The following is a 22,966-nucleotide window of genomic DNA, read 5'->3' on the forward strand; positions in this document are numbered from 1 at the left end:
ACGATGATTGTGTGTTTTGTTTTTGTTTTTATTTGTTTCAGGTTTCAAGTTTTTTTCGTTGCGTTAACATGAAACCTGAAACTTGAAACAAAACAAACTATTCTTGATTAAGCGAAAGCTCTTCAATATCTTTATAATCTGAATATGAAGAAGTAATTACAGATTCGCCTTCTTTTAATCCTTCAAGAACTTCATAATAAGAAGGATTTTCGCGTCCTAATTTTATGTTTCTTCTTTCTGCTTTATTTCCTTTTACTACGAAAATCCATTTTCCAGCAGCTTCTTGATTAAAAGCACCTCTTGGAATTACTAATGTTTTATTTTTCTCGGATAAAATCAGTTTTACACCAAAGCTAAGTCCGTCTTGCAAAACAATATTTTCTCTGGATGTGAAAGCCAATTCTACTGTAAAATGTCCGTTTTTTACTTCTGGAATTACTTTGGTAACCAATACCTCAAGATTTTTTCCTTTAAATTCAACTTGACCTTTTAGGCCTTCTCTGATTTTTTCTAAGTAGAATTCGTCAACTTCTGCGGCAAGTTTATAACCTTTATTAGAATCAATTTTTCCGATGCTTGCTCCAGCCTGAAAACTTTTTCCTAAAACCGGTTCAAAAGAAGTTAATCTTCCTGTTTCTGGCGCTGTAATTAAAAAGTTCTTTTTGTTGTTTCTCAAAATTTCCAAACTTTTTTCCATGGTTTGAATCGAGCGATTGATTTGAGAGATTTGAACTTGATTGCTTTGTTTTTCTTTCTGAACACTTTGCTGAATCGTTCTTTTTCGTTCTTCCTGAAAGCGCAGACTTTCTTTAAAAGTATTCCAGTCATTTCTAGAAATTACGTCTTTTTCATAAAGTTTAGCGTTCATGTCATATAATCGTTTGGCGTCGTTATAATCATGTTCAATTAAAACTAAATCTTTTGTCAAGTTTAATTCCTGATTTCTAATATTTAATTTTCCTGTGTTTAAATTATTGATTTGCTCAATAATAGCAGTTTCTTGCGTCAAATAATTTAATTCTGTATTCGGATTGTATAAACGAGCTAGTGATTGCCCTTTGGTTACCATTGCACCATTTTCTACAAAAATTTCTTTTACAGAACCTCCCTCCGTAACATTGACCAACATAACATTCAATGGTTCAACTTTTGCCTGAAAAACTACAAAATCTTCAAAAAAGGCTTTTTCTGCTTTTTGAATTACCAGTTCATCGGTTTTTACATTCAAAGTTCTTTTCGAATTCAAAGCAAAACCAACGATAACCACCAAAACTAAAAAAACAGCAATTGCTATTGTGAGATATCTAATTTTTTTATTTTTACGAGGAATTATCTTGTCCATTTTTTTAATATTTTACTGATAATCAATAGGTAAATACTGTGCCATTAAATTTATTATTTGTAAAGTGTTGATTTTAAAGAAGCTTTCAAAACCACTATAAAAAAGTAGTGTTCGATAATGAACAGTTGACCGTTCAAAATCGAACAAAAAAGTACCACATGAGAAAAAAGCAAGCCCAAATATTAGTTGTAGACGATCAGGAAGAAATTCTTTTTTCGGCAAAAATGATTCTCAAAAAGCATTTTGAAACCATTTTTACAACTAGTAGTCCAAAAAAAATCATTTCTATTTTAAGTGAAAACGAAATAAATGTGGTGCTTTTAGATATGAATTATCGAATTGGATTTGAAGATGGGCGAGAAGGAATTCACTGGCTGAAAGAAATAAAAACACTTTCTCCCAACACAATTGTAATCTTAATGACCGCTTTCGGTAAAATTGAAACGGCTGTTGAAGGTATAAAAATTGGCGCTTTTGATTATGTTTTAAAACCTTGGCACAACGAAAAACTGCTTGAAATTATAGAAAAAGCAGTTGTAGAAAGCAGAAAAAACACCAAAAAGGCTTCTGTTGAAGAAAGTAAAAATGAGAAAAGGTATTTTGTCGGAACTTCATCCAAAATAAAACAAGCTTATGCAATAGCAGAAAAAGTAGCCAGAACCGATGCTAATGTTTTGATTTTGGGAGAAAACGGAACAGGAAAGTATGTTTTTGCCGAACATATTCATCAGCATTCTGAAAGAAAAAATCAACCTTTTGTACATGTAGATTTGGGTTCTTTGAGCGATAATTTGTTCGAAAGCGAACTTTTTGGTTATGCAAAAGGCGCTTTTACAGATGCTAAAGTAGATACTGCAGGACGCTTTGAAAATGCTTCGAATGGGACTATTTTTTTAGATGAAATTGGAAATATTCCTTTACATCTTCAAGCGAAATTGCTTCATGTTTTGCAAACCAAAACCGTGACTCGATTAGGAGAAAGCAAACCAAGACCTCTCAATGTTCGTGTTATTGCGGCAACAAATAGTGATATTAAAACAGAAGTAAAAAATAAAACTTTCCGTGAAGATTTGTTGTACAGAATCAATACAATGGAAATTAATCTGCCTTCTTTGCGCGAACGAAAAGATGACATTGTTCCGATGGCAAATTTTATTTTGCAGCAGATTGCAGAAAAGTACAATCATGGTTCCGAAACTTCGCGATGGAATTTTGACGATAATGTAGCTCCTTATCTTGAAAAATATCCTTGGAAAGGAAATGTTCGCGAAATGGAAAATAAAATAGAACGTGCTTTAATTTTAGCCGAAAATAATACAATTTCTGTACTTGATTTGGATATTTTGGATTTTGAAGAAATTCAGGAAAATGATGAAAATCCTTTATCTGAAATGGAAAAAGTAGCAATTGAAAAAGCGCTTTTTAAGCACAATGGAAATATCAGTAAAACTGCCGAAGATTTGGGGCTTTCGCGCGCAGCTTTGTACAGAAGAATTGAAAAATACGATTTGAAAAATTAAGGAAAATGAGTAGCGTCCAGCTTTAGCTGGATGTAAATAATAAGGAAAGATGAGAGGCTTTAGCCAAAATAAGTAAGTTTGGCTAAAGCCATTTCCTAAATAATTTTATCTCTCCAGCTAAAGCTGGAGGCAATTCAAATAAAACATGAAGAATTGGAAGTTTTATAATGCGCTGTTTGTGCGAGTTTTGTCTATAATGTTGCTTTTTTTTGGAAGCGCTTTCCTTTTCTATTTCGGTTTTCGATACAATGCCATTTTGGTTGGTGCTTTCGTATTAATTTTCCTTTTTGAAATGTATTTTTTTATCAAAAATCAGTTGTCGTTTTATGATAAAACCATAAACTCTATCTTGCATAACGACTTTTCTACACATTTTCCAGAAGAACATAAAAAAGGTGATTTTACTAGTTTGTATAATTTGTATGATGCTTTAAAAGTGCAAAAACAAGAACAGACTTCTAAAGAATTAATTTATAGTTCGATATTGAACAGTATCGACACAGCCGCGTTGATTTTGGAAAAAGAAAATGATACATGGTCTATTTTTATAATGAACGATTGTTTTTCGAATCTTTTCAAAGTGCCAAAAGTAACGCATTGGAAATATCTTAAAAATTACCTTCCAGGACTTTGCAATGAAATTGAAAATATTGGATTTGCTGAGGTAAAAAACGCTATTTCTATTAAAATTGAAGAACAAGATTTGCAGACTTTTATGCTTCAGACGTCGTATACGCAAACATACGATAAAGAGTATTTTATTATTTTATTGGATAGTATTCAGCGTGTCATTGAGAAAAAAGAAAAAGAGGCTTGGATCAATTTAATGAAAATTATTTCACATGAATTAATGAATTCATTAACGCCGATTCGCGCGCTTTCGCAAAATTTGCTTCATATTGTAGATCAGGAAGAATTAGAAGAAGATGATTTTGAAGACATAAAAAGCAGTATTTCGACCATTATAAACCGAAGCGATCATTTGCAATTTTTTGTTGAAAATTATAGAAAACTTGCCATGCTTCCCACTCCAAACAAACAAATGACGCCAATTAATGCTTTGTTTGAAGATTGTTTGCGAATTATGAGTCCGATTTTGAAACAAGAAGGGATCGAATTGATTAATGAAATTCATAGTTCCCGTTCGATTTCAATAGATAAAAATCAGATGGAACAAGTTATTATTAATTTGATTACCAATAGTATTCACGCTTTAAAAGAAAAAGAAGAAAAGAAATTAATTGTGTCGAGTTATACCGAAAATAACCGCTTTTTTATTGTGATTTCTGATAATGGAAAAGGAGTAGATGCTGAAATTAGAGATAAGGTTTTCTTGCCATTTTTCACAACCAGAAAAGACGGCGCCGGTATCGGATTAACGCTTTCTAAAAATATTATCGAAGCGCACGGAGGTTATTTAAGCTACCAAACAGATGAAGATAAAACGAGTTTTGTGATTTGTTTGATTTGATTGGTTTTGCCACAAAGGCGCTAAGACGCAAAGATTTTATCGCAGAAGCGCACTGCAGTGCGTCTACACAAAGAAAATAAATCGCAATCTGTTTTTAATTTTACAAGAATGTGAGGCTGAAAGATAGTATTTGCATTTAAAAATTAGAATTCAACCTCAGGCTTCCAAAAATGCTTTTCAAAATCTACAATCTGATTATTGACTACTTTAATGCCTTCATTTTCTAATAATTGCTGCATTAAATTAGTTCCGTCAAAATGATGTTTTCCAGTCAAAAGCCCTTTTTGATTAACAACTCGATGCGCTGGAACATCATCCATATTATGACAAGCATTCATAGCCCAGCCAACCATTCGCGCAGATCGGGCAGTGCCTAAGGCTTTTGCAATTGCGCCATACGAAGTTACTTTTCCGTACGGAATCTGTCTTGCAATTACATAAACTCTTTCGAAAAAATTTTCCTCAGCCATAAATTGTTTTTTTGTTTCACGCAGATTTTAGCAGATTAAAATTAAATCAAAAAATCTTTTAGATCGGCGCAAATCTGCAAAATCTGCGTGAAAAACTTCATCACAAAGTAAAAAAAAATCATTTTAATCCTTTTAATCTGTGGCTATATAAAATTAACCGAAATAGTAATTCAGGATATTAAAAAGTGTTGCAAGTGCGATTAATCCTGTAATACTTCCAATAATAGTATTCATGTTTCGCATGATGTAATCAGTTTTCTTTTCAATTCGTCCAAAAAAGGCAATGTAACTATACAAAGCGGCGAACGAACCTAAAACTGATCCTAATACAAACGTAAAAATGATATTGTTTTCAAATACAAAAAGATGATATGAAGCTAAAGTCACGCTTACTACAACATAATACGGAATGGGAAAGAAATTTAACCCAGAAAGCAACATTCCCAGAAAGAAGCGACTTTTTTTACTGCTCTTTTTAATCTTCGATTTTTTCTTGGTTTTGGGTTCTTTCGCAATAAATAAAAAGTAAATCGTTAAGATTGAAAAGATTCCGAAACCGACTTCACGCAATAATGTAACAACATCGGGTCTATTATCGATTACGCGTGCAAAAAGAACCGCAACATAAACCTGAAAAAAAATAACTAGAACTGCGCCAATAGCAAACCACAAAGCATTCTTTTTTCCTTCTTTCAGATTTATTTTGGCAGCTGTCATGTTGATTAATCCTGGCGGAATAATCCCAATTGCGGCTGCAATAAAGCCTGAAAGTAATGGAGTAAGATATACCATTCAGTAATTAAATCTGTTTGAATAAAAGTTTTAAAATTAAGATTAGTCTTTAATTTTAAAACGAATATACGTAATTGCCTTGTTAATTTCTAAATATTGTTTCTCATAAAATGTCTGAATCGAAGTTACAACTTCTGGACTTCCTTCATTTTTGTAAACATTATGGTTGGCATATAAAACTTCGTGACCTTCTCCGTGAAGTAATCCGAGTGTATATCCGTGCATAAATTCGCTGTCGGTTTTTAAGTTTACGACACCGTCTTTTTTAAGGATTTTTTTGTATAATTTCAAGAACTCAGAATTAGTCATTCTGTGTTTTGTTCTTTTGTATTTAATCTGCGGATCTGGGAAAGTAATCCAGATTTCGTCTACTTCGCCTTCAGCAAAAATATGATTGATCAATTCGATTTGAGTACGAACAAAAGCCACATTATGTAGGCCGTCTTCAACAGCAGTTTTAGCACCGCGCCAGAAACGCGCTCCTTTAATATCGATTCCGATAAAATTTTTGTTTGGGTATTTTTCAGCTAATCCAACAGAATATTCTCCCTTTCCACATCCTAATTCTAAAACTAAAGGATTATCATTTTTAAAGAAATCAGAATTCCATTTTCCTTTTAATGGCATTAAATCGCCTACAACTTCTTCTCTGGTTGGTTGAAAAACGTTTTGAAATGTTTCGTTTTCTCTGAATCTTTTAAGTTTATTTTTGCTTCCCACTTTTACTAAAAATTTTCCGCAAAATTAAGGAATATAAACGAATGAAAATAGCGTAATTAGGTTTAAAAAGTTTTCCGCCACGAATTCACGAATTATTTTAAAAATAAAATTCGTGAATTCGTGGCGGAAAGAAATATTTTTTAACCGTAATGTGGCTCAGTAATTGGCTGTGCTTTTGGGTCAAGAGATTCATCGTGTTGAGATAAATCCAATCCGATGTGTTCTGATTCTTCCGAAACTCTCAATGGAATAATAAAGTTGGTTACTTTGAATAAGAAATAAGCTCCGAAGAAAGTAAAGATCGAAACTAGAACCAATGCCATCATATGGTGTCCGAAAACATTCCATCCTCCGTGAAGTAAACTTGCGTCTTCTCCGTGAGCAAAAATTGCAGTTAGAATCATTCCCATAATTCCACCAACTCCATGGCAGGCAAAAACGTCAAGCGTATCGTCGAATTTTTTAGAATATTTACAGTTTACAGCCGTGTTAGAAACCAAAGCAGTTATGAATCCGAAGAACATACTTTCTGGAACAGAAACAAATCCTGCAGCTGGTGTAATCGCTACTAAACCTACAACAGCTCCGATACAAGCGCCCAATGCAGAAACTTTTCTTCCGTTCATTCTATCGAAGAAAATCCAAGTCAACATCGCTGCTGCAGATGAAGTTGTGGTTGTTGCAAAAGCCATAGCAGCCGTTCCGTTGGCAGCAAGAGCAGATCCAGCGTTAAATCCGAACCATCCAAACCAAAGCATTCCAGTTCCTAATAAAACAAACGGAATATTGGTTGGAATATGCTGGCTGTTTTTTCTTTTTCCTAAAACAATAACTCCCGCCAAAGCAGCAAAACCAGAACTCATATGCACTACAGTTCCTCCGGCAAAATCTTTAACACCAAAATAACTTCCTAAAACACCCGTCGGATACCAAACGGCGTGGCATAAAGGAGCGTATATAAATATCGTGAATAAACTAATGAAAACTAAATAAGAGATAAAACGAACACGTTCTGCAAACGAACCCGTAATAATTGCTGGACAAATGATAGCAAATTTCATTTGAAACAAAGCAAAAAGCATAAACGGAATTGTGCTTGCCAATTGTTTATGAGGCAGAACGCCTACATAATCCATAAAAGCAAAAGTAGTCGGATTTCCGAAAAAACTGTAAAAATGTTCTCCAGAACCAAAACCAACAGGATCTCCAAAAGCTAAACTAAATGCAACTGTAACCCATAAAAGTGTTACTACTCCTAAACAGATAAAACTCTGTAGCATTGTCGAAATAACATTTTTCTTTCCTACCATTCCACCATAGAAGAAAGATAATCCAGGTGTCATAATTAAAACCAGACAGCTTGAAGTCAACATCCAGGCAACATCGGCAGGAACAATATGATCTGTAGTTCCAAATTCTGATAAAACATAACTATTTTCTGTTACTGTTGGCCAAAATGCACCAATTGTGCAAACGACACTGATCATAATAAAGGAAATAATCCAGCGTTTTTCTATTTTCATTTTAAAATACTTTGTTTAACCCTATTTTTTTTGGGGTCAAAGTTAAAAAAAAATAAAGATTCTCGTTTTGAAGGCTGTTAAAATAGAGGTCGGTGTTTTATTTTGATTGATTTTTTAAAATACACATCGTTTTTTTGACAGTATCTTATTTTAAAGTTACAAAAAAGCACCGTTTTTGCCGAATTAATTAAAATTATTTTCTTAATTCGGCTAGTAAGGTGCTAGAAAAGTTATGTTTATAAAAAGAAATATGTAAAATGTTTTATTTCTTTTGAAGCTTTGCAATCAAAGCGTCTTCAATAGGTGCTTTTATTTTAGTTACGGCATCCACTTCATCATTCGGAATAGTCATGGATAAAACATAATGCTGAATTTTCCATTCGTTGCCCACTTTTACTAGAACGCCAGAACCACGGCAAATTTTCATCTGGGTATCAAGCAATTCATCAAACCAAGCTGTTTTTCCACTTTTATCAAAAAAGATATGACGTTCTAAAGCTTTAAAATTCCAGGTAGTTTTTTTGTCGAAATAAGGTTTTGCCCAGATTGCAAATTCTTTTTTTGTCCAATTTTCTGTTGCATCTGTTCCGATGTAAATCGCATCATCTGCCATTGCATTAAAATAAGCATCATATTTTACTTCGCCAGCCGCTTTGTGCCAAGCGTCTAAAGTTTGATTGATTTTGTTTTTATCGGCTTGTGCATTTGCAAAAGAAACAACGAATAAAAGAAAGAAGATTGTTTTTTTCATGAGATAGAGTATTTGAGTTTAAAGATAATATTTTTTATCAAGATGCGATTGGAGTTTCTCGCGATGTAGTTTTTAGAATCTCGCAAAGATGCAGAGTCGCGTAGTTTTTAGATAAAGAATTTGAGCATAATGAGATCAAATGAGAAAATCTTTGCGACTCTGCGTCTTTGCGAGATTAATAAGAAAAGTTAAACTTAAATTATCTTATATTCCTTAATATGGTTTAATCATGAAAAAACAATTATATTTGAGAGATTTTAAAATACCTCCCCAATGAATGCAAAAATACTTCTAAGTTCACTAGCTATAACTTCCTTATTATTCATTTCCTGCAAAAAGGAATTAGAACCTCAAGAAAGTACTGCAAATTCTGAATTAGTTAGATTAGGACTTGCAAAAGATACAACGAAAACTGCTGCGCCAGTGGTTCAAAATCCTGCGGCAAATCCGAATACAGTTTTAGGAGATAATAAAGGACTGAATCCTGCACACGGCCAGCCAGGTCACCGTTGCGATATTGCGGTTGGTGCGCCATTAAATTCGGCACCTGCGCAACAAGGTCAGTCAGTTCAAGTAAATCAAAGTCAACAGCAGCAAGTTGTAACGACAACAACTGTAGCGCCAGTAAAAACAGCAAAAGGAATGAATCCGCCTCACGGACAGCCGGGCCATCGTTGTGATATTGCGGTAGGAGCGCCATTAAATTCTCCAGTGGCAAAAACAACTGCAGCTACAAACACAGCACAAAGCGGATCTGTTTCTCAAAGTTTTACCGTTACGCCTCCGCCAGCATCAAATCCAGTTCCGGCTTTGTTGAGCACTGAAGGTACAGAAGCGATAGTCGCAGACGGTATGAACCCGCCTCACGGAAAACCAGGACACCGCTGTGATATTGCCGTTGGAGCACCATTACCAAAATCGTAAGTTAAAGTGACAAAACAACAAAGCAAAAAAAATAAAGTGACAAAGGTTCCTGAAAAACTTAGAACCTTTGTCACTTTGTTACTTTGCAACTTATATTAAATTAATGAGCTTTTATTTTTTCGAAAGTGGTAGTCAACGATTTTTTGACTTTAGCCAATGCGCCACTAAAAGCTTTTTCAAGCGTTTCGGCGTGTTCTGTAACGGTTATTGCTTGTAGTTTTACAGGACGGACTTCAATCACACATTTTTTGTCATGCAAGCTGAATTTTTCCCCATTTTCATCTCCAAAATGAATTTCTACACGGGTAATTTTATCTTGAAAACGATCTAAGCTTTTTTCTGTTTCTGCAGCAAAATAGCTTTCTAATCTTGCACTTCCTTCAATGTTTTTGTCGGTGTTGATTTGTACTTTCATAATGCATAATATTTAATGATTCATACTCAAACTTATTTATTTTAAAGCAGAAAGGCAAGTGGGTTAAGGAAATATTATGAAATTTTAAAGCATTTGTTTTTCAATTTTGTAATTTCGATTCGTACTCAAGGTTTTATATTTTAAATAAAGAAAAAACTTACAATTTGTTTTTTGTTTTTGTATGTTTGCAGTCCTAAACTTCGAATAATGAAAACAACAAAACTTCTTGCCCGTGCGGCATGCTGGCGGTATTGGAAACAACTGCAACGCGTATTTGAAGGCGTAGGACAGCTAACCCGTTCGGGTTTTTTAATTCCCTAAACTTCAAATTATGAGTACAAACACTTTTCAAAAGAAACTGAGGTGAGATTAACTGAATTCTTTAACGAATCTATTGATCCTAAAAGTATGGCGAAAACTATTAGACAAGTGAATTATGTTCTTGCGCTAAATGCAATGAGAGATTCAGAGACTCTGAAAGGAGAAAATATTAATCTCGAAGATAATTTTTATTGGTTGAATAGATTGGCTGAGATATTGAATCCTTATTTGGATGTTGAATAGAAAATGAGAAAAAAGCCACTGGGGAAGTGGCTTTTTTATTATTTACTATAAATTACTTTTTCTGGATAAATAGTGTTGAAATAGTTTTCGAAAGCTTTGCATAATAATTCTTTATCAACTTCTAATAATTCATTTCTAACATCCCAGTCTTTTATATATTCTTCATCATTTTCAGAAATTTCCTCACCATCAAGTTTTTTTGTTAAAATGTCGCTAAGTAAAACATTATTGCATTGATAGTATTTGGGATAAAACTTTTCAATAAAAGACCAATAATCAAATCCATCTTCTTCCTTTTCATTTATTTCTTTATGGTCAGTTTCTTCAAATTCTTTTACAACTTCAAATTCTGACCAACCAGCTCCTTCTGCCAATCCTTTATAAAATGCATTTCTTTCTAACTGAGTTTCGAAAGTGTATTTTTTTACATTGATTATTTTTTCAAAATCACTAAAAGATTGACTGTTATGATATTTTGTTATTTGCTCTTTGCCAAAAATTATTTCAGTTATAAATTTCATTTTTTAAAAATTGTTGTTTGATGAAAATCTAAATATTCTTTGGAGGGAAGGAATCGATCTGGTAAAATGATTGGTTTGTTGTGGTATTTTAAGAAGAAATCTTCTACTGCATTTTCAAATTTATATTCATTGAAGTATTGTGATATTTTTATTTTATAATCGGTTGTAATAGTTATGAAACCTCTATCAAAAGCTTTATCATGAATTGAATTTATACAAAGCCCATTATGAGGGTTTAATCTAATTTTATCATTTTTTGACCAAGGAATTATGTGGCTAGCAACAAGAAAATCAGGAATAGATAATCCTGTAATGCAGCATTTTGAATTATATGATGAAAGAATAGTAGAGCGAAAGAAACTCTGATTAACTCTTGCTCTAATTATTGATTCTCTCTCTTTTCCTAAAGGTAAATTATCAAGATCAATTCTTGATATTTTTTCAATAGGTTCATTTGTAAAGTTAGAAATAAGTAACTCGCTTTCGTAACCGAGATTTTCCCAATTATTATTGAATTCATCCCAAACGATTTTATCAAGTTTGCTAGCGTTCGCTAATCCGACAATTCCTTTTGCTTTAAGTTCTAAATCAAAGCTTCCAAAATTTCCAATTTTCATTTTTAAGGAATTGGGACTTCTACCAATGATTTTAGAAATCCGAATTATTTCAGGATGATTTGATGAAACTTTATTAAATGGAATTTTGCAGTAGGTGTTTAAGGCAACTATTGTTTGCTCTCGACTCCAATTTTCTCCTGCCATGTTTTATTTATTGCATTAATTATCTTACGTAAAAATATAAAAATATTTAAGTGTTCTGTAAAATTTGTAAAAATGATTTTTCAAAAAACAATAGCTACTCCTTATCCCTCTTCCCCCACTTAATCTTCATCTTCCCCTCATTATCATAAGCAATCAAATGCAGCACAATCCCACGTTCTCTAACCGCTTTACGTTCTTCTTTAGTTGCCAGTTTCGCATCATTTTTGGAGTTTCGGAGCGGAACGGTAAGCGCCAGATTTGTGCCACGACCGAAAGAATAAATTCCGTCTACGTCTAAGTTGAGAACGCTCGAACTAATGACAAGTTTATTAATGTCTATTTGCTCGCCGCGAAGATTGAGCGAACCCGATAAATCGCTGAAAGTAATATTCTCGACATCGCGAAACGGAAAAGCAAATTTGCCGACTTTCATAATTGGTTCAAAGTTGAGTAAAGCGCCTTGATTGACTTTAAAATCTAATTTTCCTCGCATCGAATTCACAATCAAATCGCCTTTACTGCTCATTAAACCGGTAACATTGGCGTTGCTGCTCAATCTTCCGCGAATGTTTTTTGGACTAAAAGATTGGATTCCGAAATTATTGAAAGATCTTAAAAAACTAGCAATATCCACTCGGTTTACTTGCGCTGTTGAACTAAAAATATAATGGTTTCCGCTGGGCTGAATCGCGCCATTAAACGCAATACTTCCGCCAGAAGTTTGTAAAGTTCCGTTTTTGAGCAACAATTTAGAATTCAGCATTTGCAATGTTGCTTGTGTGTTGCTTGCGGTAAGCGATCCGTAAGTGATTTTGTCAGCTTTTAGATTAATCACAGCCGTACATTTTTCGATAACCGATTTTAACTGATTCGTAAAATTGACATTCTGCTTTTTAACTGTTTTTTTCTGAACCGTTTTTCGAGCCTGTGAATTCTTCAAAACACCTAAAAACTGTTTCACATCAATATTCGGACAGTAAATATTCCAGTTTACAACCATTTTTTCTGGAGCATCGTAATACAGATTCAGGAAATTATCGATTTTTCCGTCAATGCGAATGATGTTCTTTTTGTGTTTATAAGCTATTTTTTTGATGTAAAGTGCCTGTTCGGTAAACGATAATTGTACAGCGGTTTTTTCGGCATGAATACTTTTCGGAAGATAATCAAATGTAGCGTCATCAATAGCAACTTCACCTGTAACGCGTGGTTTGTTGATGTATAAATCGACAATATCAAACTGAAATTTTAAATTGGCTTTAGCGTGACCGCTTTCAAAATGAAGGATTTTTTCGTTGCTCATTTTGTTGAGTTTCGAAATATCAAAATCAGCATTTACGATTCCGGTTGCAATGGGTTTTTCTAGATTGTTGATAATTGCCTGCTGAATTTGAAGCGGAATGGTTTCGTATTCAGCTTTAAAGTGCGTCAGAACGATTGCTGAATTTGGATCATTAAACCCTTTTTCGGGTTTAAAATTATTCGTAAAAATGCCTTTGAAACTGCAATTCGTAAACAAACCATCAGGAATTGTCAATTCATTATTTCTAATATCGGCTTGAACCACAATCTTCGGATCGCCTTCTACATTCAAATCTCCTTTAATGTCACAATTAACTTCAATTGGTTTTTTTAAATCGAACTGATTGAGTTTGGAACTAATATTTGCCGACAATAAATTGGAAGCATTTCGCCATAAAATATTGCTTTCGATGTTAATTCCGAAAAGCGAATTTTGTTTTCCGATATTAAAGAAAGCTACAATATCAAAAGCGTCAGAACCAATTTTAAGTTTTTGGGTTTTAATGTCAATTTTTTGAGAGGCTTCAGAATAGGAAATGTCAAAATTACCTTCCAGCATTTTTTCTTTTGCAAAACTTCCGTGAACGGTATTAAAGGCGAGACTATTTATTTTGGTTTTCAGATACAAATTTGTATTCCAATTGTCATCATCATAATCTACTTTTGAATCTAAAGAAGCGACATCAAAATCAAATAATTTATGTCCCAAATGATTGTCAATAATTACATGAACATTGCTGAGGTTTATTTGATCAATCGTAGTTTCTGGTTTTTCTTTATTGCTTGCTGTTTTTTTCTTTTTGGGCTTAAAGATGTTTACGTTCGAATAGCCGTTTTCGGCTTTATAAATGTAAATCTGCGCGTCATTAATGACTATTTTATGAATGTTGATTTCCTTTTGCAATAAACTCCAGATATTTAATCTTGCTTCAATTTCGTTGGCTTTCAATAAAGTATGTTTATGAATTGGCCATTGATTGTCTTTTACTTCTACATCTTTCAAAGCCAAAGTGAAATTCGGAAAACCGGTTAAAAATTTATAATGAAAGTCAGTAATATGAAATTTACCATTTATATTTTCATTGATTTTATGATTGACTTTTGCAATAATTTCTGCTTTATTTTGGTTGAAATAAATTGACAAAGCTCCGCAGGCGATTAAAAGAATTCCAATTAATCCGAGAATGAAGAATCCAAAACGTTTGGCATACTTTTTAAAAGAATCAGATTGCAAAAAGTTTTTTATATGAAGTAAAGTTTGCTGCATTAGGATTAATTTTTTGGAGTATTAAAGATACTACAAAAAAGATTAACATATTATTGGGTTGGTTTTCAATTGAATAAGTTGTAATTTCAGTAAACAATTATCATCTATTTAGTTGATAATTAATGACAATACATTTATAATGAAAACTAATTTAGTAATCGTGTTTGATTTGTTTTAAATTTTTAAATTTGTACTGTAGTTTGAAAGTTAAACATTCAAACATAATTTTAATCTTAATATATTATGGCATTAGCAATAACAGATGCTACTTTTGATGAAGTAGTTTTAAAATCAGATAAACCAGTAATGGTAGATTTTTGGGCAGCATGGTGTGGTCCTTGTAGAATGGTTGGTCCAATCATTGACCAATTAAGCGAAGAGTATGCTGGTAAAGTAGTTGTTGGTAAAGTAGATGTAGATGCTAACCAAGAATTTGCTGCAAAATATGGTGTGCGTAACATACCAACCGTTTTGGTGTTTCAAAATGGTGAAGTAGTAGGAAAACAAGTAGGAGTAGCTCCGAAACAAGCCTACGCAGATAGTTTAGACGCTTTATTGTAATCTCAGATTACGATTGATATAAAAGAGGTTTGGCGAAAGTCAAACCTTTTTTATTGGATTTTTTTCTGCCACTAATTTCACAAATTGGCACTAATTTTTATCAACAAAAGCAGAAACGGAATCTATTAATTTCACAAATTTAATTCGTGAAAATTCGTGAAATTTGTGGCAACTTTTATTCAAAAATAATAGTAAAAGTAGCGCCGGCATCTGGTTTTGAACAAACTTTAATTTTGCAATTAATTGCTGTTGCCAAATCACGAATTAAATGCAAACCCAAACCAGATTTGATTCCGATAACTTGAGATTCGTCGTACAAGGCTTTGAATTTTTCTTGCGTTCCGCCCGGGCCGTTATCGGTAATAGAAAGATAATTGATCTGATTTTCCTGCCAAGCTTTCCAGACGATTTTAGCATTTGGAGTTTTGTCTAAAGCTTTTATCGCGTTTCCGGTAAGGTTTCTCATAATAGTTTTCAGATAATTTTCGTCTGTTTCTAAAATGATATTTTCTGGATTTTCAAAAACAATTTCGATATTTTCAATGTTAGAAAAATGTTTTTCTGTTTCTTCAAACAAAATGGCAATTACTGTTTTTCTAAACTGAGGTTTAAAATTTTCCATTTGCCCTTTGCTCCAAAGCAGAATATCTTCCATAGAAGACAATAAATTTTCGGCTCCAGTTGTAATTTTATTTTGCATTCTGAGCGCCGTTTCTTCGTCAATCAATTCGGGATTTTCTTTTTGAAGATGCAGAAAATGAATCAGATTTGAAATCGGACTTCTTAAATCATGGTTTAAAATACTAAAAAATCGAGCTTTAATTTTATTGGCTTCATCCAACTCTTTATTCAAAGCCTGAAGTTTCAAATTGGTCTTTTTTCTGTTTCGGCTTTGGTTCATCAATAATAATCCGATTATGCAAACCAAAGCAATTCCAGAAATTAAGAAAATACGTTGTTGTTTGGCTTCTTCGATTTGAATATTTTTAATGGCATTTTCAGTCGAAAGATTCTTGATTTCCTGTTGTTTGGTTTTGTTCTGATAACGAGCTTCTGCATTTGCAATACTTTGATTAGCAGATTGCTCCATTACTTCGTCATTATGTTCGCTGTAAATTTCGTTATAATAATAAGCTTCTTTCCATTGTCCAAGCGCGGCGTAACTTTGAGAAAGCTTTTTGTTGATGGTTACAAAAGATTCTTTATCGTAAGTTAAAGCATTTAAAGAAGCTTTTTTTAAGGTTTCAATCGCTTTTTTATATTCTCCTTTTTGGTATAAAACTTTTCCCATTGCAGTCTCGGCCTCCATCAAAATCTCGTCGTCAGTCGATTTTTTTCCTAGAGAAACGGCTTTTTGGGCATACATAAACGCTTTGTCAGTTTGCTTTTGATTGATGTAGTATTCTGATAAACTTCTATTGGCGAAACTTAAATTTAAAAATAAAGAATCCTTTTTTGAAGGATAAGTATAAACCAGTTTGTAATATTTTTTAATACTGTCTAGGTTTCTTAAAGGAACAAAACATTGCAAATAATAATTACACAAAAAAGCGCTCACATAAGGCGAAGTTTTTACATGAGGTTTGGCATAATTTAGATATTCGATTGCTTTATTATATTGCTTCATTTTGGCGTAAGCAGAACCAATTTGGCAATATGAAATTCCTATATTTTCAACATTAGCAATATCTTTCGGAAGCTGTTTTTTATAATTGATCGCAGCTAATTGATAATCAATAAAAGTTTCATAATCAGCGTGATCTAAATAATATTCGCCAAGACTTCCGTTAAGAATAGATTGTGCGTAATTGTTTTTAGTGGTATCAAGAATTTTTTTGATGTAAATAATCAGATTATCACGCTTTTTAATTTCGTTCAGCGAATAATACATATAATTTAGCCTCATGCAATTTGAGGTTATATTCTTGAGATGATTTGCTTTTTGAGCGTAAGTAAGAGAGGTTTCGTAGTTTTTTACTGCTTTTTGATATTGATTATTATTGAATTCATACCCAAAACCTTTTAAAAAATAGAACTTTGAGATGTATGCAGATTTATTTTCTGCAATCGAAATTCCTTTATCTGAAGCATTAATAAGTTTGACGTATTCATCGCCATTTAGAAGCTCATTGCAATATTTCAGCCAGACTTTGAGTTTTTCGTCTACTGTTTTATAACGCGCCAAATTGGGTTCCTGCTGAGCAAAAGCATTGCAACTAATAAGAAGTAAAAGCAGGAACTTTAGATTTCTCATGCCATCAGATTTAAGTTCTCTTTGTAGCTTCTTCCAATCGGAATGACGGCATTATTATTCAAAATTATTTCGCTCGAATTTATCTTTTGAACGTATTGTTTTTGAACGGCATAACTTCTGTGAATACGTATAAAAGACTGAAAATGATCTTCTTTTAATAAATTTCCAATACTAGAAAGCACACAATGCCTCTTTCGGTCTGTAACTACCAAAGTATAATCTTTTAAAGCTTCGAGATATAAAATTTCATGAAGTTTAACTTTCGTTTGCTCGTGTCCTTCTTTAATATAAATAGTATCGCCACCAATGCTAGCTTCAAACAGAGAAGCTTTTAGTTTGATTTCCATAAATTCCTCAATACGATTTATAGTTTGTGTAAAACGATCCAGTTTCAAAGGTTTTACAATAAAATCTAAGGTTTCGATTTGAAAACTTTCTACTGCATGTTCTGGATGAGCAGTTATAAAAACACAAACGGGAACATCTAAAGCTTGTTTTCTAAATTCAATTCCGTTTAAACCAGGCATATCGATATCTAAAAACAAGATGTCGATTTTTTCTTTTTCTAAAAAAGGAACAGCATCTTCTGCCGACTCAAAAACGCCTACAATATCTAAAACAGGAAATTTCTTGGCATAAGAAACCGCTGTTAGTCTGTCTATTTCATCATCGTCAATTATAACGCAAGTATATTTCTTCATCCAAAAATGATTTTTTCAAATATAAAAAAGCAAAAAAATGGTTGTCTGTCTATTTAAAATGCTGTTCGTCTATTAGCGATTTTTTGCCAGAATTTATTCCGACAACTTTGTCATGTAATTCAATCACAAGGAAAGAAACAGCCTTATTGATAATTGCAAAAATAATGTTATTGAATTAAATAAGAACCATTTGACCAATTTTTTAAGACTAGAATTATTATGAAAACTATTAAAGCCTTTTTTTCAATTTTTTTACTTGCAATTAGTACTATTTCATGCAGTGGCGATGACGGAGCTAACGGAGCTGATGGAACTAATGGAGCCGACGGTGCGCCAGGAACAGCAAATGTTATTTACAGTGCTTGGATGACTGCGCCAGCAGCAGTTGCAGAAACTGTAGACGGAACTTCGGGATTATCAACTTCTATTAATGCTCCAGAACTATCAGCAGATATTTTAGCAAAAGGAACAATACTCGTTTATATGTCTTTTGGAGGTGGAACTTATACACTTCCATATACATCAACAGCAGGAGGATCTGTAAATACTATTACAGCTATTTCAAGTGTACAGAAAATCAAATTATTTAGATTTAAACATGCTGCAGACGGTACAACAGTTTCTCTGCCAACAACTCTTAATTGGCGATATATCCTGATTCCAGGCGGTAAAGCAGCAGCAACAGCAAAGACAGCAAAACTGGATTATTCAAAAATGAGCTATGAAGAAGTTTGTTCACGTTTTAATATTCAGCCGTAATTTCTAAAACAACCAATCTTAACCAAATAAAACTAAAATTTTACATCATGAAAAAGTTTAAAACCATTTTCGCCATTTTATTGACTGCTATTTTAGCAATTTCTTGCAGCAGTGATAAAGACGATAAACCAACATATAAAACCGAAAACCCATTAGAAGCTTATTACACAGCAACAGGTTTTACTACAGTAAGTAATTTTATCAACTCTGGAGATTACGAATTCGGATTGGTATTTACGCCAACAGTTAAAGGAAAAATAAAAGCAATTACCTTGAAACTTCCAGCAACAAACCCATCTGTACGTATTACGATTTGGGACTATACTGCGAAATCTGTATTGCGATCTGAGACTTTAAACGTTGCAACTGCAGATGTACAAGTTTCTAAAGAAATTAGCGAATTGCTTTTAGATAAAGACAAAAAATACATGATTACCATGAACTCAAATGATTGGTACAAAAAAAACAAAGCAGATCTTACCAATGCAACATATCCAATTGTTGCAGGAAACATTACGATTAATGAGTATAGATGGATTTCTGGAACAGGGCAAATTTTCCCAACCAATGTTTCATCAAATTACAATGCAGGAGATTTAAGCTTTGATTTTCAACAAACTGAATAATTCTTTTTTTGGATAGCTTTGAATTAGTAAAGGAAAAGGTTTGACAACAGTCAGGCCTTTTTCGTTTAAATTGTAGCGTCGTTTTTTTTGAGACTCAATAGGTTTTTAAAGCCTGTTGGGTCTTTTTTGGAACTTATTTTTTATTTTTAACGAATCTTATATCCCTTAAAAAATGAAAATTTTCTACAGCCTGATTTGTTTTATAATGTTGATGCCAATTGGTTTTTCTCAATCAAAAGAAAATGTTTTACTAGAAAGCGGTGTTTCCGAGAAGCTGGCTCAATTTCGTAAAAAACAAATTTCAGATCTACAATACACTCTATTCTTCGAAATTCCGAATCAGAAAGCGGAAAACATCAATTCTCAATTATTCGTCAATCTGAATTTATCCGATTTAAGTCAACCTTTAATTTTCGATTTTAAAGAGAAAACTTCCAACATAAAAACGGTTGCAGCAAACGGAAAAAAGCTTGCTGTTGTTCATGAAAACGGACATATTGTAATTCCGGTTTCGGCTTTGGTTTCAGGAAAAAATACGATTTCTATTTCTTTTATTGCCGGTAATTTATCCTTAAATAGAAATGATGATTTCCTTTATACTTTATTAGTTCCGGATCGCGCAAGCACTTTATTTCCATGCTTTGATCAGCCTAATTTAAAAGCAACTTACAAACTCAGGCTTTCTGTGCCAAAAGATTGGTCGGTTTTGGCTGGAGCCGATGTGGTAGAGAAATTGGATAAAGGAGATTTTACAGCTTATACTTTTGGAGAATCAGACAAAATGAGTACCTATTTGTTTTCTTTTGTAGCAGGAAAATTCAAAAGCACGACTCAAAAACCAGGTTTAGAAATGACGATGCTGTATCGTGAAAATAGTCCGGAGAAATTTCGCGTAAGCGCTGATACTATTTTCAATTTACATCAGCAGTCTTTAGATTTTTTAGAAAAATATACCAATTATAAATTCCCATTTCAGAAACTGGATTTCGCTTCAATTCCTGTTTTTCAATATGGCGGAATGGAACATGTCGGTGCGATTCAGTACAGAGAATCTACTTTGTTTTTGGACAACAGTGCAACCGATACCGAGAAATTAAACCGCGCCAAACTCATCGCTCACGAAACCTCGCACATGTGGTTTGGCGATTTGGTAACCATGAAATGGTTTGATGACGTTTGGATGAAAGAGGTTTTTGCCAACTTTATGGCCGATAAAATCATGAATCCGATTTTCCCGAAAGTCAATCACAATCTGCAGTTTTTTACCGCGCATTATCCTAGCGCTTACGCGGAAGATCGATCTTTGGGAACGCATCCGATTAAACAGCATTTGGCGAATTTAAAAAATGCAGGTTCGCTTTACGGGGCTATTATTTACAACAAAGCACCAATTATGATGCGTCAGTTAGAAGCTTCAATGGGAAAGGTAGCTTTCCAGAAAGGAATTCAAAACTACATTCAGAAATATGCCAATGATAATGCGGATTGGAATAATCTCGTAGAACTTTTGGATGCCGAAACACCGTTGGACATGAAAAAATGGAGCGATGTGTGGGTAAACAAATCAGGAAGAGCCATTTTTACAGATCAAATAGAATATGATTCTAAAAATAAAATCAAGAAGTTTGAAATTGCACAGCAAGCAGAAGACAAATCAGGTAATATCTGGCCCCAGGTTTTTCAGATTGGTTTAGTTTATGCTAAAGAGGTGAAGATTTTATCGGTCAATATTAATGACAAAAATACGGTTGTAAAAGAAGCCATCGGACTTGAGAAACCAATTGCTGTGGTTTACAATTATAATGGTTTTGGATACGGAGTTTTTCCGCTTGACGGGAATAATTTGAATTATATAGCATCTTTGAAAGATGAAATGGCCAGAGCTTCAAGCTACAGTAATCTTTACGAAAATACTTTGATTGGAAATGTAACTCCAAAGCAGGCTTTTGATGGTTTTTTAAAGGCAATTGAAACAGAGCAGAACGAATTGGTTTTGAGAATTGCTTCGAATAGTCTGAATACCATTTATTGGAGATTCTTCACCGAAAAACAGCAAAATAAAGTTCAGAAACAGCTTGAAGGAGTTTTAAATGAACGTCTTCAAGCGAATTTATCGGCTAATATTAAAAAGACATTATTCGGATTATTTAGTTCGATTGCGTATTCTAATTCGGCAAAAGGCAGTTTGTACAAAGTTTGGAACAGAGAAATTTCGATTCCGAATTTGAAATTAAACGAAGACGATTATACCAATATGGCGATGAATCTGGCGATTTTCAACCATCCAAAAGCAGATGAGATTTTGGAGAAAACCAGAACATCTTTTACAAATCCGGATAAACAAAAGCGTTTTGAATTTTTGCTTCCTTCTTTGTCAAAAGACGAATCGGTTCGATCTGCGTTTATGGAATCTTTAAAAGACGATGCAAATCGTGAAAAAGAATCGTGGGTTTCTGTTGGATTGGCCAATATTCATCATCCGCTTCGTCAGGAAAGTGCACAACAATATATTAGATTTTCATTAGATTTGGTAGAAGAAATTCAGCGCACCGGAGATATTTTCTTCCCGAAAGACTGGCTGGATAATACGGTTGGAAGATATTCGTCTAAATTTGCTTTTGATGAAGTGCAGCAATTCTTAAAAGAAAATCCTAATTTTAGTCCGATCTTGAAACGCAAATTATTCATGGCGACAGATTTGCTTTATAAAGCACAAAATATTAAAAAAGAAACCGAATGAAAATTGAATCGGAAATAGAGAAAGTCTCCAGTTTTCAGCACCTTGAAATGCTGGCGAATCAGGTTGTGGAAGGTTTTATATCGGGAATGCACAAGAGTCCTTTTCATGGATTTTCGGCCGAATTTGCCGAGCATAAAGTCTACAATGCAGGCGAAAGCACCAAACATATCGACTGGAAATTGTTTGCCAAAACCGATCGTTTGTACACAAAACGTTTTGAGGAAGAAACCAATTTACGCTGTCATTTGATTGTCGATAATTCGTCGTCAATGCATTATCCAGAATTGAAATCGAATCAGTCCTTTTACGAAAAGAAAATCGGGTTTGCCGTTTTAGCTTCGGCGGTTTTAATGAATATTTTAAAGAAACAGCGTGATGCTGTTGGTTTGAGCGTTTTCTCAGATAAATATGAATATTACGCTCCAGAAAAAGGAAGCGATCGTCATCATAGAATGTTGTTGAATAAACTGGAAGAATTATTGGTTCAGCCAAAAGTCAAAAAAACAACCGATACGATTACATATCTGCATCAAATAGCCGAGAAAATGCACCGCCGTTCGATGATTATTTTGTTTACAGATATGTTTCAGACGGAAAATGACGAGAAGTTATTCAACGCTTTACAGCATTTAAAACACAACAAACACAAAGTAGTTTTATTTCATGTAGTTGATAATGAGACCGAATTGAAGTTTGATTTTGACAATTCACCTAGAAAATTCATCGACTTAGAATCGGGAGATGAGGTTTCTATTTTTGCTGATAATGTAAAAGAGGAATACGAAAAGAGGGTAGAAGCTTATTTTAAAAACCTGGCTTTAACCTGCGCGAAGAACCAAATTAAGTACGTTCCGGTAAATGTAGGCGATAATTTTGAAAAAATATTGACTACATATTTGGTTGAAAAACAAAACTTTGGATAATATTTTAAAAAATAATTTCATTTTTTTTATAAAAATGCTTGCAGAAATGAAATTCTGTT

The 22,966-nt window shown here is 33.4% G+C and carries 20 protein-coding genes; 8 read left to right on the top strand and 12 right to left on the bottom strand.

The window, feature by feature from the left end; all coding sequences use genetic code 11:
• Window positions 1-97 precede the first annotated feature (97 nt).
• The gene (locus tag HNP35_RS03935; RefSeq protein WP_184158255.1) at window positions 98-1,342 is read right to left on the bottom strand and encodes an efflux RND transporter periplasmic adaptor subunit; all 1,245 of its coding nucleotides are present in this window, start codon (window positions 1,340-1,342) and stop codon (window positions 98-100) included.
• 158 nt (window positions 1,343-1,500) lie between these two features.
• Between HNP35_RS03935 and HNP35_RS03940 the strand changes: the two genes are divergently transcribed.
• Together HNP35_RS03940 and HNP35_RS03945 are read left to right on the top strand one after the other, a co-directional pair.
• Complete coding sequence (locus HNP35_RS03940; RefSeq protein ID WP_184158253.1) at window positions 1,501-2,862, top strand: sigma-54-dependent transcriptional regulator; 1,362 nt, start codon at window positions 1,501-1,503, stop codon at window positions 2,860-2,862.
• Between the two features lie 145 nt (window positions 2,863-3,007).
• A complete protein-coding gene (locus tag HNP35_RS03945) occupies window positions 3,008-4,333 on the top strand; it encodes a sensor histidine kinase (protein ID WP_184158251.1) in 1,326 nt (441 codons plus the stop codon).
• A 143-nt stretch (window positions 4,334-4,476) separates the two neighbouring features.
• On the opposite strand, the gene HNP35_RS03950 is transcribed toward HNP35_RS03945, so the two are convergent.
• From HNP35_RS03950 to HNP35_RS03970, 5 genes are all read right to left on the bottom strand, one after another.
• On the bottom strand, window positions 4,477-4,803 hold the full coding sequence (locus HNP35_RS03950; RefSeq protein ID WP_184158249.1) for an MGMT family protein: 327 nt from the start codon (window positions 4,801-4,803) through the stop codon (window positions 4,477-4,479).
• A 153-nt stretch (window positions 4,804-4,956) separates the two neighbouring features.
• Entirely contained in the window at window positions 4,957-5,595 is a 639-nt protein-coding gene (locus tag HNP35_RS03955) for a LysE family transporter (RefSeq protein ID WP_184158247.1), read from the bottom strand.
• Window positions 5,596-5,637: 42 nt separating this feature from the next.
• Entirely contained in the window at window positions 5,638-6,315 is a 678-nt protein-coding gene (gene trmB / locus HNP35_RS03960) for a tRNA (guanosine(46)-N7)-methyltransferase TrmB (protein WP_095929742.1), read from the bottom strand.
• A gap of 140 nt (window positions 6,316-6,455) precedes the next feature.
• The gene (locus HNP35_RS03965; RefSeq protein WP_184158245.1) at window positions 6,456-7,838 is read right to left on the bottom strand and encodes an ammonium transporter; all 1,383 of its coding nucleotides are present in this window, start codon (window positions 7,836-7,838) and stop codon (window positions 6,456-6,458) included.
• Window positions 7,839-8,100: 262 nt separating this feature from the next.
• Window positions 8,101-8,589: a nuclear transport factor 2 family protein gene (locus HNP35_RS03970; protein WP_184158243.1), complete on the bottom strand. Its 489-nt coding sequence runs from the start codon at window positions 8,587-8,589 to the stop codon at window positions 8,101-8,103.
• Window positions 8,590-8,862: 273 nt separating this feature from the next.
• Between HNP35_RS03970 and HNP35_RS03975 the strand changes: the two genes are divergently transcribed.
• On the top strand, window positions 8,863-9,513 hold the full coding sequence (locus HNP35_RS03975; RefSeq protein ID WP_184158241.1) for a hypothetical protein: 651 nt from the start codon (window positions 8,863-8,865) through the stop codon (window positions 9,511-9,513).
• A 100-nt stretch (window positions 9,514-9,613) separates the two neighbouring features.
• Here HNP35_RS03975 and HNP35_RS03980 read toward each other — a convergent pair whose 3' ends face one another.
• From HNP35_RS03980 to HNP35_RS03995, 4 genes are all read right to left on the bottom strand, one after another.
• Window positions 9,614-9,928 (bottom strand): HPF/RaiA family ribosome-associated protein, encoded by a 315-nt coding sequence (locus HNP35_RS03980; protein WP_184158239.1) that lies wholly within the window; start codon window positions 9,926-9,928, stop codon window positions 9,614-9,616.
• A gap of 602 nt (window positions 9,929-10,530) precedes the next feature.
• Window positions 10,531-11,013 carry a hypothetical protein gene (locus HNP35_RS03985; RefSeq protein ID WP_184158237.1) on the bottom strand — a complete coding sequence of 161 codons (483 nt, stop codon included), beginning with the start codon at window positions 11,011-11,013 and terminating at the stop codon, window positions 10,531-10,533.
• The gene (locus tag HNP35_RS03990) at window positions 11,010-11,774 is read right to left on the bottom strand and encodes an HNH endonuclease (protein WP_184158235.1); all 765 of its coding nucleotides are present in this window, start codon (window positions 11,772-11,774) and stop codon (window positions 11,010-11,012) included. The genes HNP35_RS03985 and HNP35_RS03990 overlap by 4 nt, the downstream gene beginning before the upstream one ends.
• Before the next feature lie 94 nt (window positions 11,775-11,868).
• A complete protein-coding gene (locus HNP35_RS03995) occupies window positions 11,869-14,343 on the bottom strand; it encodes an AsmA family protein (protein WP_184158233.1) in 2,475 nt (824 codons plus the stop codon).
• A 243-nt stretch (window positions 14,344-14,586) separates the two neighbouring features.
• Between HNP35_RS03995 and trxA the strand changes: the two genes are divergently transcribed.
• Window positions 14,587-14,904, top strand: coding sequence for a thioredoxin (gene trxA / locus HNP35_RS04000; RefSeq protein ID WP_008466289.1), 318 nt, complete (start codon window positions 14,587-14,589; stop codon window positions 14,902-14,904).
• A 175-nt stretch (window positions 14,905-15,079) separates the two neighbouring features.
• On the opposite strand, the gene HNP35_RS04005 is transcribed toward trxA, so the two are convergent.
• Window positions 15,080-17,158, bottom strand: a complete 2,079-nt coding sequence (locus tag HNP35_RS04005; RefSeq protein ID WP_184158231.1) for a tetratricopeptide repeat-containing sensor histidine kinase — start codon at window positions 17,156-17,158, stop codon at window positions 15,080-15,082.
• Window positions 17,155-17,859, bottom strand: coding sequence for a LytR/AlgR family response regulator transcription factor (locus HNP35_RS04010; protein WP_184158229.1), 705 nt, complete (start codon window positions 17,857-17,859; stop codon window positions 17,155-17,157). Before HNP35_RS04010 ends, HNP35_RS04005 begins: the two co-directional genes overlap by 4 nt.
• A gap of 219 nt (window positions 17,860-18,078) precedes the next feature.
• Between HNP35_RS04010 and HNP35_RS04015 the strand changes: the two genes are divergently transcribed.
• From HNP35_RS04015 to HNP35_RS04030, 4 genes are all read left to right on the top strand, one after another.
• The gene (locus tag HNP35_RS04015; RefSeq protein WP_184158227.1) at window positions 18,079-18,618 is read left to right on the top strand and encodes a hypothetical protein; all 540 of its coding nucleotides are present in this window, start codon (window positions 18,079-18,081) and stop codon (window positions 18,616-18,618) included.
• A gap of 47 nt (window positions 18,619-18,665) precedes the next feature.
• Entirely contained in the window at window positions 18,666-19,244 is a 579-nt protein-coding gene (locus HNP35_RS04020; protein ID WP_184158225.1) for a DUF4082 domain-containing protein, read from the top strand.
• Between the two features lie 172 nt (window positions 19,245-19,416).
• Window positions 19,417-21,984 carry a M1 family metallopeptidase gene (locus HNP35_RS04025; RefSeq protein ID WP_184158223.1) on the top strand — a complete coding sequence of 856 codons (2,568 nt, stop codon included), beginning with the start codon at window positions 19,417-19,419 and terminating at the stop codon, window positions 21,982-21,984.
• Entirely contained in the window at window positions 21,981-22,907 is a 927-nt protein-coding gene (locus tag HNP35_RS04030; RefSeq protein ID WP_184158221.1) for a DUF58 domain-containing protein, read from the top strand. The genes HNP35_RS04025 and HNP35_RS04030 overlap by 4 nt, the downstream gene beginning before the upstream one ends.
• The last annotated feature ends 59 nt before the right edge of the window (window positions 22,908-22,966 follow it).

Origin of the sequence: Flavobacterium notoginsengisoli, from assembly GCF_014207905.1 — a bacterium.
Taxonomy (GTDB): domain Bacteria; phylum Bacteroidota; class Bacteroidia; order Flavobacteriales; family Flavobacteriaceae; genus Flavobacterium; species Flavobacterium notoginsengisoli_A.

Excerpts from the sequence above, each read along its gene's own strand:
- HNP35_RS03935 (WP_184158255.1), bottom strand. The coding sequence starts at position 1,342 with ATGGACAAGATAATTCCTCGTAAAAATAAAAAAATTAGATATCTCACA.
- HNP35_RS03940 (WP_184158253.1), top strand. The coding sequence starts at position 1,501 with ATGAGAAAAAAGCAAGCCCAAATATTAGTTGTAGACGATCAGGAAGAA.
- HNP35_RS03945 (WP_184158251.1), top strand. The coding sequence starts at position 3,008 with ATGAAGAATTGGAAGTTTTATAATGCGCTGTTTGTGCGAGTTTTGTCT.
- HNP35_RS03950 (WP_184158249.1), bottom strand. The coding sequence starts at position 4,803 with ATGGCTGAGGAAAATTTTTTCGAAAGAGTTTATGTAATTGCAAGACAG.
- HNP35_RS03955 (WP_184158247.1), bottom strand. The coding sequence starts at position 5,595 with ATGGTATATCTTACTCCATTACTTTCAGGCTTTATTGCAGCCGCAATT.
- HNP35_RS03965 (WP_184158245.1), bottom strand. The coding sequence starts at position 7,838 with ATGAAAATAGAAAAACGCTGGATTATTTCCTTTATTATGATCAGTGTC.
- HNP35_RS03970 (WP_184158243.1), bottom strand. The coding sequence starts at position 8,589 with ATGAAAAAAACAATCTTCTTTCTTTTATTCGTTGTTTCTTTTGCAAAT.
- HNP35_RS03975 (WP_184158241.1), top strand. The coding sequence starts at position 8,863 with ATGAATGCAAAAATACTTCTAAGTTCACTAGCTATAACTTCCTTATTA.
- HNP35_RS03980 (WP_184158239.1), bottom strand. The coding sequence starts at position 9,928 with ATGAAAGTACAAATCAACACCGACAAAAACATTGAAGGAAGTGCAAGA.
- HNP35_RS03985 (WP_184158237.1), bottom strand. The coding sequence starts at position 11,013 with ATGAAATTTATAACTGAAATAATTTTTGGCAAAGAGCAAATAACAAAA.
- HNP35_RS03990 (WP_184158235.1), bottom strand. The coding sequence starts at position 11,774 with ATGGCAGGAGAAAATTGGAGTCGAGAGCAAACAATAGTTGCCTTAAAC.
- HNP35_RS03995 (WP_184158233.1), bottom strand. The coding sequence starts at position 14,343 with ATGCAGCAAACTTTACTTCATATAAAAAACTTTTTGCAATCTGATTCT.
- trxA (WP_008466289.1), top strand. The coding sequence starts at position 14,587 with ATGGCATTAGCAATAACAGATGCTACTTTTGATGAAGTAGTTTTAAAA.
- HNP35_RS04005 (WP_184158231.1), bottom strand. The coding sequence starts at position 17,158 with ATGAGAAATCTAAAGTTCCTGCTTTTACTTCTTATTAGTTGCAATGCT.
- HNP35_RS04010 (WP_184158229.1), bottom strand. The coding sequence starts at position 17,859 with ATGAAGAAATATACTTGCGTTATAATTGACGATGATGAAATAGACAGA.
- HNP35_RS04015 (WP_184158227.1), top strand. The coding sequence starts at position 18,079 with ATGAAAACTATTAAAGCCTTTTTTTCAATTTTTTTACTTGCAATTAGT.
- HNP35_RS04020 (WP_184158225.1), top strand. The coding sequence starts at position 18,666 with ATGAAAAAGTTTAAAACCATTTTCGCCATTTTATTGACTGCTATTTTA.
- HNP35_RS04025 (WP_184158223.1), top strand. The coding sequence starts at position 19,417 with ATGAAAATTTTCTACAGCCTGATTTGTTTTATAATGTTGATGCCAATT.
- HNP35_RS04030 (WP_184158221.1), top strand. The coding sequence starts at position 21,981 with ATGAAAATTGAATCGGAAATAGAGAAAGTCTCCAGTTTTCAGCACCTT.